Below are 15503 nucleotides of genomic sequence, written 5' to 3'. Positions count from 1 at the left end.
TGTGGGTATGAACGTTAATCATCTGGAAGTGGTGGGCTATCGGCAGGACCAGTTGAACAAAATCTTTGATGCCGTGGAAACCGGACCGATCGCTTTGCTGTTCAACTCTGGGGTGCGGCGATACGACGTCCGCAGCCGGACCATTTTCAACGACACTGCGTGGAAAGGGTATTTCCCGGTCGGTCAAATCTTGAATGCCATTGCCGCCAATATTCAGGCCGGTTTCCGGAAACGCTTCTTCAAGCAGGACGGAGCCATCCACGGAATCACCAGCGACAGCGATTTCTTTCTCCAGGCCCGCAACACCGTCGAAGAAGTAGTGCTCACCGCCCCAAGGGGAAACCTCCGCCCGGGTCGGTACATTTTGCTGAAGTACACCGATTGGCAGTGGCGAGGGTTTTACGACGTGATCAAGGTGATCAACGACAAGCTGCTGATCGGCAAAGTTTTTATAGGGCTACCCTATCCCGGCGGCCTTGAACTCTTCACCTTCTCGATGGTTCGCGAATACGCGTTTGACGAGATGACCGTCGAGGACCACCGTGAGCTTTACGATGGCGTGGGCGTTGCTCCCGACCCGGCATCGCTCAAAGGCACCTGGAACCTCCGTGCCCTCGCCAACAGCAATCATCGCGCGGACGCGGCCCAGCTCTCTTTCGACGTAAAGCCCGACGGCAAGGTCGAAGCTCGCTACCTCTTCCTGCGCACGATCCAAGGCCAATCCCGGACGGAGATGGGTCCGGACCAACTCCGCCTGACCGATTTCACGCCGCTACACGACGAAATCCGTGCCCTCGACGCAAACTACATGCTCGGCAAGTGGATCACCGACCAGCGCCTGCCCTTCGGCCCCTTTTCCGTCGGGCTGCTTCAGGTGGAGCCGGCAGGGCCTGGACGGAGTCGCTTCGGCTTCTATTACACCTTGCGGCGTGCCGAGCCCGTGCGGCCTCCCACCGCCGCTCTCCTGGACAAAATCCTGAGCCGGCGCCTTGGCGTGGGTCTGACCTTTCAGGAACAGATGGACGGCTCCTTCTACGCGGGAGACGCGGATCGGAGCCCGGCTCACCTCCGCAGCTTGAACCCGGCCAACGGCAAGAAATGTCAGTTCAATGTGATCATGACCATCGCCGACTTGGACGCATTTGTGGCAAGCGCCGAGCATCGCGCCGAACTCACCGGGAACGTCCAACTTGAGGAATTTCACGGCGATACCCATCTCATCCTCCCTGTGGAGAAAGACAGTTTCTTCAACTACCTCATCCTCAACCCGGCCACCCGCGAGCACGAGATGCGCTACTACATCCGGTTCAAACACCGGGGAGCGATGTTTGTGCTCGACGGCACCAAGTTCATGCAGAAGGATGGCAAGGGCGACTTCGCGGAAATCTTGGACGACTACACCACCTTGTTCGTGCAAATCACGGCGGAGGACTCAGGCGCTGTGCAGGGTGTCGCCCTGATGAAATTCCGTGCCTTTGAATCTCTTGCCGCCGTGGCGGGCATGGCGCAGTTCGGGTTGTCCTTTACTGTGACCGGCACCGACGATCCACCGATCCAGGCTGCCGCCATCGCCAAATTCAACGCCATGACAACAAAATTCATCTTCGAGGAGTACAACCCCTTGGCGCCGTAGCCAAGCGACCTATCCGGAACGGCAGAGTCCTCGCTGCCATCCTGCGCAAGGTAGGAGAGTAGGCCATGTCACCAGCGCTCGAAGAGTACGACCTCCTCATTGTGAGCGACCTGCATTTGAGCGAAGGTCGCCACCCGGCGACCAAGAAGCTCTCGCTCAACGAGGACTTCTTTTTTGACGAGGAGTTCGCTCGCTTCCTCGACTTCCACGTGCACCGCGTGCCGGAACGCCCGCCCGGGAAAAAGTGGCACCTTATCATCAATGGCGACTTCCTCGATTTCCTCCAGGTCACGTCCATCGAGGGCGCTCCCCCTGAACTGAGCCGCGACCCCGACCGTCCTGACTACGGCCTGGGCTGCGGCGCCGCGGAAACCGTCTTCAAACTCAAGATCATTCTGGACGGCCATTGGCTGTTCTTCGAGGCGCTCGCTGAATTTATTGCCGCCGGCAACATTGTCACCATCGGCAAGGGCAACCACGACGTGGAATTCCACTACCCGGAGGTGCGCGAGGCATTCCGCAGCGAACTCCGCCAGCTCTACGCGAAGAAGCTCGACCGCGAGAATGACTCCGGCAAAGCCCACAAGCTCGCAAAGCTGACCGATGAGGCGATCCGGTTCCTGGACTGGTTCTACTACGAAAAAGGACTTCTTTGGGTGGAGCACGGCAATCAGTACGACAAGCTCAACTGCTTCAAGTATTGGCTCGCGCCCCTCCTGCCGAAAGTTCCGGGTCTCGCCCGGTCCCGCGCCGGCGACGTTGACCTGCCCTGGGGCTCGCTCTTTGTCCGCTACCTGTTCAACCGCGTCGAGACTGCTGTTCCATACGCCGACAACATCAAGCCGCAGTCGAAATTCATCGCCTGGTTTATCTCCTACCAGCCACTCCTCGCCGTCCACTTCCTCCTCCGCCACGGGACTTACATGCTCGCGAAGATGGCCCGCGCTTGGAGGCGGGTGCCGCCTGCGGATTACGCCAATCGCGAGGCCCAGCACCGCAAACGCCTGGGTGAGTTGGCCGGCGAGTGGCAGATTCCCGAGGCCCATCTCCAATACCTCGACAGCCCGAGCCTGCGCGCCGCAAGCGTCCTAAAGGAGCCGCGCGGTTGGTGGAGACTCTATGGCTGGCTGACTCGCCAATGGCGTTTCGTGGTCCCTGTGGTGGTTGTACTTCTTCTGCTGCCCCAGTTAAGCTTTCTTGCTCCCCTGTTCGACTGGCTCGATCGATTTCCCGCCGTTCATTACTGGTTGACAACCACTGCCGGCCCTTTTGTCCGCAAGGCAGTTTCCGTTTTTCGATGGTTGGCGGCAATTTCGGCTGCCGTAGCGATTCTTTTGCCTCGCCTGCGCTCCTTAGGCAAAGTTCGACTTAAACCGAAGAAAAAACTGAGCGAGCTTGCCCGGCGCGCCGGTCCGATCCGCGAGCGACTCAACGTTCGCTACGTCATAATGGGCCACACGCACGATACTGATCTCCAGTCCCTCGGCCCAAACGGACAGGAGTACTTCAACACCGGCACCTGGACAAAAGTCTTCCGGCCGGAGGAGGAACGCCTCATCAGCGACGAGAGCGAATTAGTTTTCGTGCAGGCGATGCGTCAGGCAAACGGCCTGAAGCTTAAACTCCTAAAGTGGGACGACCCGGCCAACCAGCCGCGTCTGGTCAAGCTGTTTCAGTAAGTAGGAGGTGCAAAATGCAGATGGTCATCATCGCCGTAACCTTCTTTCTCGGGGTAGCTTTCGGCATCGTCGCTGTGGTCGCCCTTTTTACAAGGCACAGGGAGGGGAAAGGCACCTTCAAGTTTGCCGGCGTCGAGCTTTCCGGCAGTGGCGCCCCCACTCTGTTTCTGTTCGTCGGGGCCGTTCTTATGCTGTCCGGGTTTGGCTGGGCCTCCAGCCAGAAAGAAGTGGCCGCAAAAGACAAAGAGGTAAAAGCGAAAACACACCAAGTAACCGAGGCGGTACAGGAAAAGACCCAGGCGGTTCGCGAGGCGGCAAAACTCTACCGCTCACTCGAAAAGCAGTTGCAGGTGAATCAGGAGCTTACCGCTCGGGTTCCTTCGGCAGCGCTCCAGTCCCTGAAGGCAACGCGACCTGAATTGATGGCGGCGCCAGTCTACCAGCCCTCAGCAAAGCTGCGCGCAGAAATCGCCAGGGTGTCCGCGCGGGAATAGCGGCCAAGCCTGTTCGGCAGCACCTTTCGCATCAAATCCGGGCGTGGACTTCGGCAAAGGATTGGTCAAGCAGGCGAATGGCTTCGTCCACCTCGGCCTTGCTGATGTTGAGCGGCGGCGAGAGCCGCACGACGTTGCCGTAGAGTCCACCCTTGCCGATGAGCAGCCCGCGGCTTCTGGTTTCTTCCATCAACTGTGCCAGAGCTTCCGGCGCGGGCTCTTTCGTTTTGCGGTCTTTGACCAATTCCAGCCCTTGCATCAATCCCATGCCGCGCACGTCGCCGATGAGGGCATGTTTCTGCTGGAGCTCTTCGAGCTTGGCTCGAAAGTAGCTGCCTACCTCGTGGGCGTTGTCCATGAGCCGCTCTTCTTCAATGACCTCGATCGTGGCGCGGGCCTGCACGGCGGTGACCGGGTTGCCGCCGAAGGTGGAGATGGTCAGGCCTTGGAAGGCGTCGGCAATCTCCGGTCTGGCAACGGTGGCCCCGACCGGCGCGCCATTGGCAATGCCTTTGGCGCAGGTGATGATGTCCGGCTCGACTTCCCAGTGTTCGATCCCAAACCATTTCTTCCCGGTGCGGCCGAAGCCGGTTTGCACCTCGTCGGAGATGAAAAGCCCGCCATACTTTTTCACGATGTTGAAGACGATCTTGAAATACTCCTTGGGCGGCGTAATGAAGCCTCCGACGCCCTGGATCGGTTCGGCGAGAAAGGCGGCGATCTTGCCCGAAGTGGTGGTCTGGATGACCTCCTCGACGTCTTGGGCACAGGCGACGCCGCAATCCGGGTAGGTCATGCCGAGCGGGCAGCGATAGCAATAGGGGCTGAGGGCATGAACGATTCCGAAGGTGATCACGCCCCCGCGGCGCCAGGGTGCCTGGGCGGTGAGCGATTTGGCGAGCTGCGAGCTGCCGCTGTAAGCGTGGCGCAGCGCCACCACCTCATAGCTGCCGGTGGCCATGCGCGCGAGCAGAATGGCGGCCTCGTTCGCCTCCGTGCCGCTATTCGTAAAAAAGCTTTTCTGCAGCTTCCCGGGCGTGATCTGGGCCAACTTTTCCGCCAGGCTGACAATGGCTTCATTGGGATAAAGGGTCGAGGTGTGTCCGAGCTTGGCCATTTGCTGGCTGACCTTGCTCGTGACTTTCGGGTGGCAATGGCCGACCGAGATCGTCAGGATACCGCCGAAAAAGTCGAGATACTTTTTCCCTTCAATGTCCCAGACATGATGGCCGGCAGCGTGGTCGGCTACGAGCGGCTGCTTGTAGTAGTTCGCGACACAAGGCCAGAGATATTCGCTGTGTTTGCGAAGGACTTCCGCTTGATCCAAGTGACCTCCGGAAAGGAAGAGAACGCGCCGGAAATCATACCGGAAGCAGCGACCCGCTGCAAACAGACGCCGCCGAATGGAGGAATCGGTTAGAATAGTGGCCTATGCTTGGCCCAGAAATGCCCGCCCGTCCCGGCCGGGCGCGGCGGATCACCGGCCAGTTTGGCCGGGCGCTCTTTCGTGTGTTCCACGGCGGTTCTGTTTCTCAAGCCCAGGCGGCTGCTTTTTTGATGTTGCTCGGTTTTTTCCCGCTTCTTCTGCTGCTCGCCAGCCTGCTCTCTTTATCGCCGACCCTGTCGGCAATCGCGTTTGAAATTGTGGAGACCCTCCAGTCGGTTCTTCCCCCGGGGAGCCGCCGCCTGGTCTTCGAATATTTCGATCGCCTGGCGGCTGAGCCGGTGCCTCCGTTGCTGTTTGGGTTAATCGGAACGATGCTGGTCGGCTCGCAGATTGTCTATACGCTGACGCGGGCGATGCAGGGGCTCTGTCCCGGTGCGCGCGTGCTGGGTTTCTGGAAGGGGCAGCTTCGAGCGCTGGGCCTGATGTTTGTCGTTATCGGCCCATGGGTCATGACCACTCTCCTCACGGTTTTCGCAAAACCATTCCGCGAGCGTTTGACGCAAGAGCTTGGATTGGTGCGACTGGTGCGATTGATCTGGGTGGCCGGTTATGCCGGCCTGGCCTTGCTCACCGCCATTCTGGTTCTGGTCTTGCTGTACCGCTGGGGCGTGGCTGCCCCCCAGCGCTGGCGGGACGTGCTGCCGGGAGCGGCGCTGGCAACAGTGCTCTGGTGGCTGGTCAATTCTGGCTTTGGGTACTACGTGCGTCGCGTGCCGGCCGTCAACGTAGTTTACGGGGGCTTCGCCGCGGTGGTCGGCCTGCTGTTCTGGATGTACTTGATGGCGATGGTGGTGCTGATCGGCGTTGCCTTCAATGCCGAACGCCAACCGCATCTTAAGCGCGAGCCGGGTACGCCCGATTGAATCTTCTTGACGGGCCGCCCATCCGGCGTTTGAGCAAGCGCTCGCGGTTGCCCGCAGGCATCCGAGCTGCAGGGAGTTCGGCGAAGGGAAAAACCTTCGCGTGCGCGGCCACTACCAGTGGACGGAACTCCCGGAGCTGAGAGCATTCAAGGACGCGGCCTGGGAATTGCGCCACAAGCGCGCCTTCGTCCACGGGGAGGAGGTCAAATGGGATACGATGGCCCAGGTTACCTGGTGTTTCCACGAGCGGATCACCCGGCAGAAGGAACAACACTGTTTTTTTGACGAAAATTTCGTGAACCCGTGGGGCTGCCGCTACGCGCTTTCAAACCTCGACGCCGAGCCCGGTGGCACCCGCCACCGGGTTTGTTCTTCGTCCCCAGGCAGGTGCCTGGGGGCTCGGCGCTTGGGGTGGCGAGAAACCCGAGTCTTCAGACGGGCTCTTTGGGCCGGCATATGAGAAAGGAAGCCAGCCGGTGAAATAGAGGAGTACAATATCAGCATGCGGGTGGCGGTTGAGTGCTATGCCGGTTACAAGGCCGACGAACGGCCGCAGAAGTTCACGATGCGCGGGCGGCCGTTTGAAGTGCTGGAAGTGCTTGACCGGTGGTACGACCCGGAAGCCATTTTCTTCCGCGTGCGGGCCGACGACGGCAATCTCTACATCTTGCGGCACGATGAAAGGGTAGGGGATTGGACGCTGGAGTCGTTTCGAGCCGCCCGCTGATTCCGTCTTTCACGTCTTAGCAGGATGCTGAAAAACGTCTAGGGTTGTCATTCCGAGGGTCGGTGGTCTTGGCCGACCCGAGGAATCTGCTTTTCGTTGAGCGTCCTGGAACCACAAGCAGATTCCCCGTCCCGAAGCTTCGGGACTGGGAATGACACGCGTCCCTTTTTCACTATCCTGTTAGAAACATTTGCTCCCATACACTCTCTCTGAGGAAGGTAATACCGATGCAAGCAACGATCGGGTTTGTCGGCTTGGGGACGATTGGCTTGCCCATGGCCGAGCGCCTATTGGGCCAGGGCTTTCCCATGGTGGTTTACAACCGCACTGCCGCCAAAGCAGATGCCATGGCGGCGCGCGGAGCGCGCCGGGCGGCTGACCCCGCCGAGGCCGCGGCCGTAGCAGACATCGTCATTACGATGGTGAGCGATTCGGCGGCGCTCCGGGAAGTTGCCCTCGGAGAAAGAGGAATTCTTTCCGGCCTGGCGACGGGGAACATCCACGTGGACATGAGCACGGTGGACCCGGAAACGACTGCCGCGCTCGCGGGAACATACCGCGAACAAGATAAATTCTTCCTCCATGCGCCTGTCCTCGGCAGCAAGCGGGCGGCCGCCGAGGGGAGCCTTCTGATTTTTGCTGGTGGGCCGCGCCAGGCCTATGAAAGATGCAGCCATGTTTTTTCCGCGCTGGGCAAGAACAGCTGGCATTGGGAGGAGGTGGCGCGGGCAACAAGGATGAAGCTGGCGTGCAACCTTCTCCTGGGCGGTCTTATGGCCGTTTACGCCGAAGCGCTGGTCTTTGCCGCCAAGGCGGGAATCGCTCCCTCCGATCTGATGGAAGTCATTTCTCTCTCCGCCCTGGCCGCGCCTAATTTTCAAAACAAGGGCCGCTCCATCAGCCAGCGGAACTTTGTCCCGAACTTCTACGCAAGTCACATGCTGAAGGACATGGACTTGATCCTTTCGGCGGCGGAGAAGCTGCATGTCTCCCTGCCGGCGACGGCGGCCGTGCGCGAACTTTTTCGCGCTGCGGTCTCGAGCGGCTTCGGGAGGGAAGACTATTCCGCCGTGGTCAAAGTCCTAGAAGAAGCCGCCGTATGCACGGTTCAAAAGGCGGCTGCGAGCGGCGCCGGTTAATTCCTGCGAGAACCCCTTCCAGTAGCGCTCGGCGCAAGATGGCCGGGTCGCTCAACGGGTGATCAGAATACATGCCCGGTGACGGGCCAAGCGCTGCGCTGGATGTGCCTTGCCGATTCGATTTAGCCGCGTGGCCGCAGGCCTTCGCGGAGGAGACTTCGCACCACGAAGAGAGCATTGGCCGGGCGCTCAGCCAGGCGCCGCATGAAGTAGGGGCACCACTCGGTGCCGAAAGGAACATAGATCCGCAGGGGATGCCGGCGCTCGACCAGGTATCGCTGAAGGTCGCGGCGGATCCCATAGACCATCTGGAATTCGTACTCCTCAGGGGTGAACCCGCGCTTGCTCAGAAGCTCTTCGGCGTAACGCACCATTCGCTCGTCATGCGTGGCGACGATGGGGAAAAACGAATCGGTCAAAATCAAATCCAGCAGCCGCCGATAATTTGAATCCACTTCCGATTTCCTCCGAAAGGCCACCGCTGCCGGCTCGAGATATGCCCCCTTCACCAGCCGGAGGCGCGGGCGTCCCGCAGAGCGGGACAACCGGCGCACGTCCGCCTCGCTCCGCCGCAGATAGGCCTGCACCGCCAGGGTGACCGGAACCTGGCTACGCGCCACCTGCTCGAACAGGCCGAGGGTGGGCTCCGTGTAGGCTGATCCCTCCATGTCAATCTCAAGCGTGCTGCCGGCCCGCTCGACGGCGGCAATGATTTCTTGCAAGAGGCGGCCGCAAAGTTCCCGATCAAAGTCCAGCCCAAGCTGGGTAAGCTTGACGGAGATATCGCAATCGAGTCGCGCCGCCGTGATGCGTTGGATCATTTCGAGATAACTGTCGCGAGCTCGCTCGGCTTCAGATGGCGTGGCGACGTTTTCGCCGAGATGATTCAGGCTGGCGCGAATACCGGCGCGGTTGAGCTGGGCGACGGCGGCGAGCGCGTCGTCAATGGTTTCACCGGTGACGAAGCGTTGGGCAAAGCCGTACTTCATGCCCCGGCGAGCAAGAGCGCCGGTAACCCTTTTCTTACTGGAGAGCCAGAAGATGAACTTGCGGATGAGCAAGGCATTCCTCCGGGGCGCGGGGAAGCAAGCGTTCGAGAAAAACCCTAGCCTCTGGGTGGTATCGAAACCAAGACCGAACAGGCAGCATGCCGGGAAACATATTGCGCCGTGGAGCCCAGCAAGATTTCGCGCAGGCTGCGTTTGTGATGGTAGCCGACCACGGCCAGGTCCGCCCCGATATCTTCAATCTCCTCGATCAACGTCTTGCCGGCCGTGCGGGCGCGATAGAACTTGAGCTCGATTTTGCGCCGGCGGCTGTGCCGCCGGATGGCTTTTTGAGCGGCCTGGCGGACATCCTGCTCTTCACCGACAATGGAAGGCGCGTCACTATCAAGGGGAGTAGCCTCAGGAATTTCTGTGATGTGAACGGCGGTAATCGTGGCCTGGGTGCCTTCCGCCATCCGGCAGGCCAGCCAGATCAGGTGGTCCGCATGCGAGGGTTCCTTCAACCCGACAAGGACCCGCTTCAGCTTCATTTCAGCTCCTTGTGGACTTCGGGGTTTGGGCGACAATGTGAAAGCCCGGCCGCTGATCGCTTCTTGCCGCCGGCCAGCGCCTCACGGGTAGCCCAGGGAGAGATTCCGCGTGCAGTTTACCCTGAAACGGGACGCTCCGCATCCCTCGACGCAACTTGACCTGGCGCGGCCGCCCCGGTTCAATCGTGGCCCATGCCCGCAGTCCTGCGCCGTGGGATACTGGGCATGGTAGGATAATGCGCTCCTGTAGGAGGCTCATTCATGGCAAGCGCGATTGTGACCGAGAAGCTCAGGACTGAATTCCGCAACGAACCCTTCACTGACTTCTCCAAGCCGGAGAAGAAGCGGGAAATGGAAGCGGCCTTGGCGAAGGTGGCCAAGGAGCTCGGCAGGGAGTATGACATCGTCATTGGCGAGGAGCGGATCCGCACGCCCGAGAAGAGCAAGTCCTTCAACCCCTCTCACAGGAACCAGGTTGTCGGAATCTTCCAGAAGGGTACGAAGGAACTGGTGGACAAAGCCGTGCAGGCGGCCAACGAGAGCTTCCGGAGTTGGAGCCGGGTTCCTGCCGACGAGCGCGCCGAATATCTGTTCCGCGCCGCCGAAGAATTGCGAAAGCGGCGTCTGGAAATGGATGCCTGGATCGTGTACGAGGTCGGGAAAACCTGGATGGAGGCGGAAGCCGACGTGGCGGAGACGATTGACTTCTGCGAATTCTACGGCCGGGAGATGCTGCGCCTGGCGCCGCCGCTGCCGCTGACGCCGATAGCGGGCGAGCGAAATGAGTTGCGCTACATCCCGCTGGGCGCGGGAGCGATCATTCCGCCATGGAATTTTCCGGCAGCGATCATGGCCGGCATGACGCTTGCGTCCATTGTCACCGGCAATACGGTGGTGCTGAAGCCATCGAGCGATTCTCCGACGGTGGCCGCCCGGTTCTTGGAAGTCATGGAGAGCGTCGGCTTGCCGCCCGGGGTGATCAATTTTTTGACCGGAAGCGGGGGCGCGGTCGGCGACCCGCTGGTAGCGCATCCGAAGATTCGCTTTGTCGCGTTTACGGGATCCAAAGAAGTGGGGTTGCATATCAACGAGCTGGCGGCAAAGGCGCAGCCCGGGCAGATCTGGATCAAGCGGGTGGTGGCCGAGATGGGAGGAAAGGACGCCATCATTGTGGACAAGGATGCTGACCTCGACCAGGCGGTGGAAGGGGTGGTTGCCTCGGCCTACGGCTACCAGGGTCAGAAGTGCTCGGCCTGCTCGCGAGCGATTGTGGTGGCCGATGTTTACGACACTTTCCTCGACAAATTGAAAAAGCGAGTCGGGCAACTGAAGGTCGGGCCGGCTGAGGATCCGTCGAACTACATGGGGCCGGTGATTAACGAGACGGCGATGAAGAGTATTTTGGACTACATCGAATGGGGAAAGAAGGAGGGCCGGATGGTGGCGGGCGGCGGGGTTGTCCCGGGCGAGGGTTACTTCGTTCAGCCCACTGTCATAGCCGACCTGTCACCCAAGTCGCGCGTCGCCCGGGAAGAAATCTTCGGTCCTGTGCTCGGGGTGCTCAAGGCAAAGGATTTTGAGGAGGCGCTCGCCATCGCCAACGATAGCGAGTATGGCCTGACGGGCGCCGTGTACACGCGCTCGCCGCAAGAGATGGAAAAGGCCCGCGAGCTTTTCCACGTCGGAAATCTCTATTTCAATCGGAAGTGCACCGGCGCGCTTGTCGGCGCTCATCCCTTTGGCGGCTTCAACATGTCGGGCACCGACTCGAAGACCGGCGGCAAGGATTATCTGCTGCTTTTCTTGCAGGCGAAGACAATCGCGGAGAAGATAACGATGTAGCGGACGGCCCGCCTTTAGACGGTGTAGTCGCATTCCCAAACGATTTTTGCCTGACCGGCCCGGGCGCCAAAGGCAAACTCGCGGCAACTCTCTTCTCGCTCCTCGGCCGAGGATGCTCGTATGACCCTTTCCTTTATTTTCTTTCGCGATGGCCGGGTGCGCGCCGGATGGCGGTTGCTGATCTTTTTGGTGGTTTTGATTGGCATTTCTTTTGCCATCAGCCGAGGGGTTCGGCTCACCGGACTCCGCTTTGCTCGCACGGCCGCGGAGATGGAAACCCAAACGTATCGCATCCTTTTGTTGAGGCAATTCCTCGCTCTGCCGGCGTTGTTCCTTGCCACGTATTTTATGACGCGCTGGATTGACGGCAGGCCTTTCCGTTCTGCCGGACTGCATTTGCATCGCACCTGGGGAAGGCAGCTCTGGTTCGGATTCTGGTTGGGCAGTGTCCTGATCTCGGTGGTGTTTGGAGCGATCTATCTTGGACGGGGATTTTCCATCGAGGCGGTCGTTATGGGTGGCGGGGCGCTGGTGGTGGCGCTGCTGGTGAACCTTGTCTTCTTCTTGATGGTGGGCGTAACGGAAGAGTTTTTGTTTCGAGGGTATTTTCTTCAGGTGCTTTCGGGCGGAGTGGGTTTCGCGGCGGCGGTGGCGATCAGCTCTTTGCTGTTTGGCCTCGGACATTGTTTTGGACCGCGGCAGAATCTCCTGGGGGGGTGAATGCCGGGCTGGTGGGCGCGCTTTTTTGTCTCATGGTCTATCGCGCCCGATCCCTCTGGATTCCGATCGGGGCTCACGCGGGTTGGAATTTCTGCGAGAGCTGGCTCTGGTCGGTGCCGGACAGCAGCTACATGTTTCCCGGCCATTTGTTGAAGGTGGGAATCCATGGGCCGCAATGGCTGACGGGCGGAAGCGATGGCCCGGAAGGAAGCGTGGTTACTTGCCTCGTCCTTGTGCTCGCGGCGGTCTTCGTCTGGCGAGCGCGCCGCTTTGAAGGCGAGCCGGAGAGCCACGAGATGTGGAATCGCTTCGTCTCAGCACATGTAGGGGCTGGCCTTCAGGCCGCCCCAAATCGGGCAAGCCCCCAAATCGGGCAAGCTGAAGCTTGCCCCTACGATATCGGATGGCTGCGGTCAGGCCGGCAGATCTTGCAAGGGATGAACCCGGCCTTCTTGGCTTCCTCTGCGGTAGAAAATTCGATGCGATTGCGCGGGGCGATTTTCTGCGCCCAGGTACACGCCGCGACGTGATATTTCTTGCTGTTCTTGTTTCCCAGATAGGCCTTTTCGGCCGCCAAGGCAGCGATTGTGATCGCAGCCAGAAAAGCCATGACGACGAATGCCGCTATCACTCTTTTCGCTGCCATAGGGGTTGCTCCGCCGAACCAGAATCGAAAAAGCGCCGCGCGGCGAGAGAAATTCCAGGGCGGCTGTCGCCTGCCCGCCCGCGCGCATGCGTTCATCCGGCTGCCGGTAAACGAAAGTAACAAAACAAATGAATCGTTCGTACCATTGCCGGGGCAAGCATGAATCTTAGAATCGAGTTGACTTAACTCCACGAGTGCTCGCTCAATTGACCTCCCAAGGGGCCCCGCCGGGAACGGGGCCCCACCTCTTTTAAGCCATAGCGCGGACACATTCTATGCCGTTCCCGATTTGGGAGGGGGACATTCGGTACCGCAGTACTATTGCCGGCATTAGGGCGACAGTCGAGAGTAGAGCGAACGAATGAGCTCCCCCTAAGCCTCTTCTCCCCTTCCGGCCCAGCCGCCCCAGTGAAGCCTGCGATGAGGAAATTTACCGGTCTTGTAACGCTCGTTCTTCTGGCCGCAGAGGTGGTCTTTGCCGCCAATGACCTGGCTGAAATGGAAGCCATCGCCAGGAGCGCCGCCCTGGAAAGAGTGGAACTTTCCCGGGCGGGAGCGCCCCTCGCTCGAATCGTCGAAAAGCTGGGCGGCTCGCGTGAAACCGCGCAGATCACGCGACATCAGGCGGTATTCCTTTTCCCCGGCGCCTTGAAGGTTCGGGTCCGCGTGAGCGACTATCTCTTGCACCGCTTTGGCATGGAACAGATCGGCATCTGTTACGAACTGGAAGGCAAGGGCGTGGCCTTGACCGACTTGCCGAGGGAATGGGGAAGGCCTTATCGAGTGGAGGCTGGCGCGGACGGGCACGTTCGATTCTTTTATGCGCGGCCGTTTCCCGAACCGGCTTCAGCGCAAGTTGTGGTGAGCTTCGGTCGGGCCACCCGGAGAATTGTCAGCCTGATCTTTATTTTCTGGATGCGGGTCTAGCCCTGTACGGCTAACATTCGCAGACCAACCACCCTCCCATCGAAGGGAAGGAAGATCGCGAAAGCCTGCCCGGGGGCCCTCAGGCGCGAAGGCAAGAGAGGCGCGCAACCATCGGAAAGCGCGCCGGCATCCCTCCGGAAATTCTCCTGGTTTCGATGGCGCGCCCCATCGCCATCTGGCGTGGATGTTGGCTCGTGCAAGCTTGCTGCGCGTTCAGGAGGGGAATGCCGTAGAAACAGCCGGCGGGGTGTCTCTGCGGATAGAACTCGATCCCCTACAGGTGCATCCGACCTTCGCCCGCCAGGAGCAAGCGGGAAACGAAAAGGGCGCTTAATATCTTCGCCGGGAGGAACCGCCTGAATCGCGTCCGCCGCGTCCACCCCCGCCGCCAAAATCGCGTGGTGGTCGCGCTTCGTTCACGATCAGGTTGCGGCCCATAAAATTCTGGCCGTTCAGCTTCTCAATCGCAGCCCGTGCCTCGTCGTCAGAATTCGTCTCAACAAAACCGAATCCTTTCGGATTTCCAGTCATGCGGTCACGAATCAAAGTAACGCTGGCGACTTGCAAACCAGACTGTTCGAAAAACGCTCGCAATTCCTCTTCAGTTGTCGCGTAGGGGATGTTCCCGACGTAAAGCTTCTTCAAGGTCCGTCCTTTCTCAGGTTGGGGCCTGCACCAAATCACTGAAGAGGCAGAATGGCACGAGCCGGAAAGCCAAGCAGCGTCGGGCAGGCAATCTGACGCTTCAGCGCAACCCCTATCCTCCCTCAGGCGACGGTGGCGCGTCAACCCCTCAGGCAGAAATTGTTGGCCCCCGGCCCAGACCCTGCGCCTTGCGGGGAAGAGAAAGGAAGGATCGCGGCCAAGGGCATGCTTCGGCGCTCCGCCGAAACGCAGAGTCAGGACGATTTATGGGCGGAGAGCGGTGGAAGGTGATTCTCGCTGATAGAACGGGCCAGCCAGCTTTGGGATTTCACAATGGAACTGGTCCCTCGTTTGGTTCCTGGTACGTTATGACAATGCGCTGAAAATGCAGGCAATTCCCTCCTCGCCGCGTGGCCAGCAAGGTGCATTAGCAAAAGCCCGAGGTATAGAAATGTTGGAACGTCGTCGAGCGAAGCGCTTTATGCTGTGCCTTCGAGCGGTCGGCCAGTATAGGGAATCCCGCCATCAATTAGTTGAGCTGCGCGGCGAGACCTTCGATGTGAGTCGCCTCGGCGTCTATCTGGTGACGGACCGGATCGTCCCTGAGGGCACGCCGATCGATCTGGAATTGGAGCTTCCGATAGCGCGGGAGGAGGGAGATTGCGTTCGTGTCCGATGCCGAGCGCGGGTGGTGCGCACCGACCCGGCAGGGCAACCTGCTCTCCCCACGCCCATGGTCGGCCTGGCTTGCGCCATCGAACAAATCTACTCCTATGCCGGCCTGAGCGATGACACCGCTTGCCTTGCCGCCACAGCATGAACTGGCCGGATTTGGTTTCCACTGCCTGGCGAGGCCGGTTCCATGTGGCCTCCCGAAACTCCGGCATCGGGACTGGCACCGCGCTGGGTCGAGCACTTAGACAGGCGCTCGGCTGTTTTGGCGGCGGTCTCTCAACCGGCGCCTTCGCCCAACGGCCGTAGCCGTACTTTTCTTGAGAGTTTCATCCTGGGCCCGGCCATCATCTGACCATCAGAAGAGAACAGCGAGGAGAGTGTTATGTCCGGCGAGGCAGGTGGCGTGGTCTCGCCTACCACCGTTCTCCTTCGGCAAGGCCTTGGGGAGAGGAAACGGTAAAAACCTCCGCCGCCACCCGCTCACCGGACCTACTGGAACGAAAGTCAGTCGAATAGAACAACTATAGGA

At 60.1% G+C, this 15503-nt stretch carries 15 protein-coding genes; 10 read left to right on the top strand and 5 right to left on the bottom strand.

Annotated elements, in window-relative coordinates; translation table 11 throughout:
* Positions 1–7 precede the first annotated feature (7 nt).
* The 3 genes from VIH17_01610 to VIH17_01600 all read left to right on the top strand — a co-directional run bounded on the left by VIH17_01610 (position 8) and on the right by VIH17_01600 (position 3806).
* The gene (locus VIH17_01610) at positions 8–1633 is read left to right on the top strand and encodes a hypothetical protein (GenBank protein HEY4681929.1); all 1626 of its coding nucleotides are present in this window, start codon (positions 8–10) and stop codon (positions 1631–1633) included.
* A gap of 65 nt (positions 1634–1698) precedes the next feature.
* Positions 1699–3312, top strand: a complete 1614-nt coding sequence (locus VIH17_01605) for a hypothetical protein (GenBank protein ID HEY4681928.1) — start codon at positions 1699–1701, stop codon at positions 3310–3312.
* A gap of 14 nt (positions 3313–3326) precedes the next feature.
* Positions 3327–3806, top strand: a complete 480-nt coding sequence (locus VIH17_01600; protein HEY4681927.1) for a hypothetical protein — start codon at positions 3327–3329, stop codon at positions 3804–3806.
* Between the two features lie 31 nt (positions 3807–3837).
* On the opposite strand, the gene VIH17_01595 is transcribed toward VIH17_01600, so the two are convergent.
* Positions 3838–5133, bottom strand: a complete 1296-nt coding sequence (locus VIH17_01595; GenBank protein HEY4681926.1) for an aspartate aminotransferase family protein — start codon at positions 5131–5133, stop codon at positions 3838–3840.
* A 104-nt stretch (positions 5134–5237) separates the two neighbouring features.
* Here VIH17_01595 and VIH17_01590 point away from each other — a divergent pair, with 104 nt between their 5' ends.
* The 3 genes from VIH17_01590 (at position 5238) to VIH17_01580 (ending at position 7982) form a co-directional block, all read left to right on the top strand.
* The gene (locus VIH17_01590) at positions 5238–6116 is read left to right on the top strand and encodes a YihY/virulence factor BrkB family protein (GenBank protein HEY4681925.1); all 879 of its coding nucleotides are present in this window, start codon (positions 5238–5240) and stop codon (positions 6114–6116) included.
* 502 nt (positions 6117–6618) lie between these two features.
* Positions 6619–6843: a hypothetical protein gene (locus VIH17_01585; GenBank protein HEY4681924.1), complete on the top strand. Its 225-nt coding sequence runs from the start codon at positions 6619–6621 to the stop codon at positions 6841–6843.
* Positions 6844–7070: 227 nt separating this feature from the next.
* A complete protein-coding gene (locus tag VIH17_01580; GenBank protein HEY4681923.1) occupies positions 7071–7982 on the top strand; it encodes an NAD(P)-dependent oxidoreductase in 912 nt (303 codons plus the stop codon).
* 122 nt (positions 7983–8104) lie between these two features.
* Here VIH17_01580 and VIH17_01575 read toward each other — a convergent pair whose 3' ends face one another.
* Positions 8105–9043 carry a proline dehydrogenase family protein gene (locus tag VIH17_01575; protein HEY4681922.1) on the bottom strand — a complete coding sequence of 313 codons (939 nt, stop codon included), beginning with the start codon at positions 9041–9043 and terminating at the stop codon, positions 8105–8107.
* Positions 9044–9087: 44 nt separating this feature from the next.
* Positions 9088–9519 carry a universal stress protein gene (locus tag VIH17_01570; protein ID HEY4681921.1) on the bottom strand — a complete coding sequence of 144 codons (432 nt, stop codon included), beginning with the start codon at positions 9517–9519 and terminating at the stop codon, positions 9088–9090.
* Between the two features lie 261 nt (positions 9520–9780).
* Between VIH17_01570 and pruA the strand changes: the two genes are divergently transcribed.
* Positions 9781–11361 carry an L-glutamate gamma-semialdehyde dehydrogenase gene (gene pruA, locus VIH17_01565; protein HEY4681920.1) on the top strand — a complete coding sequence of 527 codons (1581 nt, stop codon included), beginning with the start codon at positions 9781–9783 and terminating at the stop codon, positions 11359–11361.
* Positions 11362–11481: 120 nt separating this feature from the next.
* Complete coding sequence (locus VIH17_01560) at positions 11482–12081, top strand: CPBP family intramembrane glutamic endopeptidase (GenBank protein ID HEY4681919.1); 600 nt, start codon at positions 11482–11484, stop codon at positions 12079–12081.
* Positions 12082–12472: 391 nt separating this feature from the next.
* Here the strand turns inward: VIH17_01560 and VIH17_01555 are convergent, their stop codons facing one another.
* Positions 12473–12727: an Ada metal-binding domain-containing protein gene (locus tag VIH17_01555; protein ID HEY4681918.1), complete on the bottom strand. Its 255-nt coding sequence runs from the start codon at positions 12725–12727 to the stop codon at positions 12473–12475.
* A gap of 420 nt (positions 12728–13147) precedes the next feature.
* Here VIH17_01555 and VIH17_01550 point away from each other — a divergent pair, with 420 nt between their 5' ends.
* Positions 13148–13654 carry a hypothetical protein gene (locus VIH17_01550; GenBank protein HEY4681917.1) on the top strand — a complete coding sequence of 169 codons (507 nt, stop codon included), beginning with the start codon at positions 13148–13150 and terminating at the stop codon, positions 13652–13654.
* Positions 13655–13984: 330 nt separating this feature from the next.
* Here VIH17_01550 and VIH17_01545 read toward each other — a convergent pair whose 3' ends face one another.
* Positions 13985–14299 carry an RNA-binding protein gene (locus VIH17_01545; protein ID HEY4681916.1) on the bottom strand — a complete coding sequence of 105 codons (315 nt, stop codon included), beginning with the start codon at positions 14297–14299 and terminating at the stop codon, positions 13985–13987.
* Positions 14300–14750: 451 nt separating this feature from the next.
* Here VIH17_01545 and VIH17_01540 point away from each other — a divergent pair, with 451 nt between their 5' ends.
* A complete protein-coding gene (locus VIH17_01540; protein HEY4681915.1) occupies positions 14751–15119 on the top strand; it encodes a PilZ domain-containing protein in 369 nt (122 codons plus the stop codon).
* Positions 15120–15503 lie beyond the last annotated feature (384 nt).

Source organism: Candidatus Acidiferrales bacterium, from assembly GCA_036514995.1.
Classification (GTDB): Bacteria; Acidobacteriota; Terriglobia; order Acidiferrales; family DATBWB01; genus DATBWB01.
The sequence above is the reverse complement of the archived record's forward strand: the minus strand, read 5'-3'. Positions and strand labels throughout refer to the sequence as shown.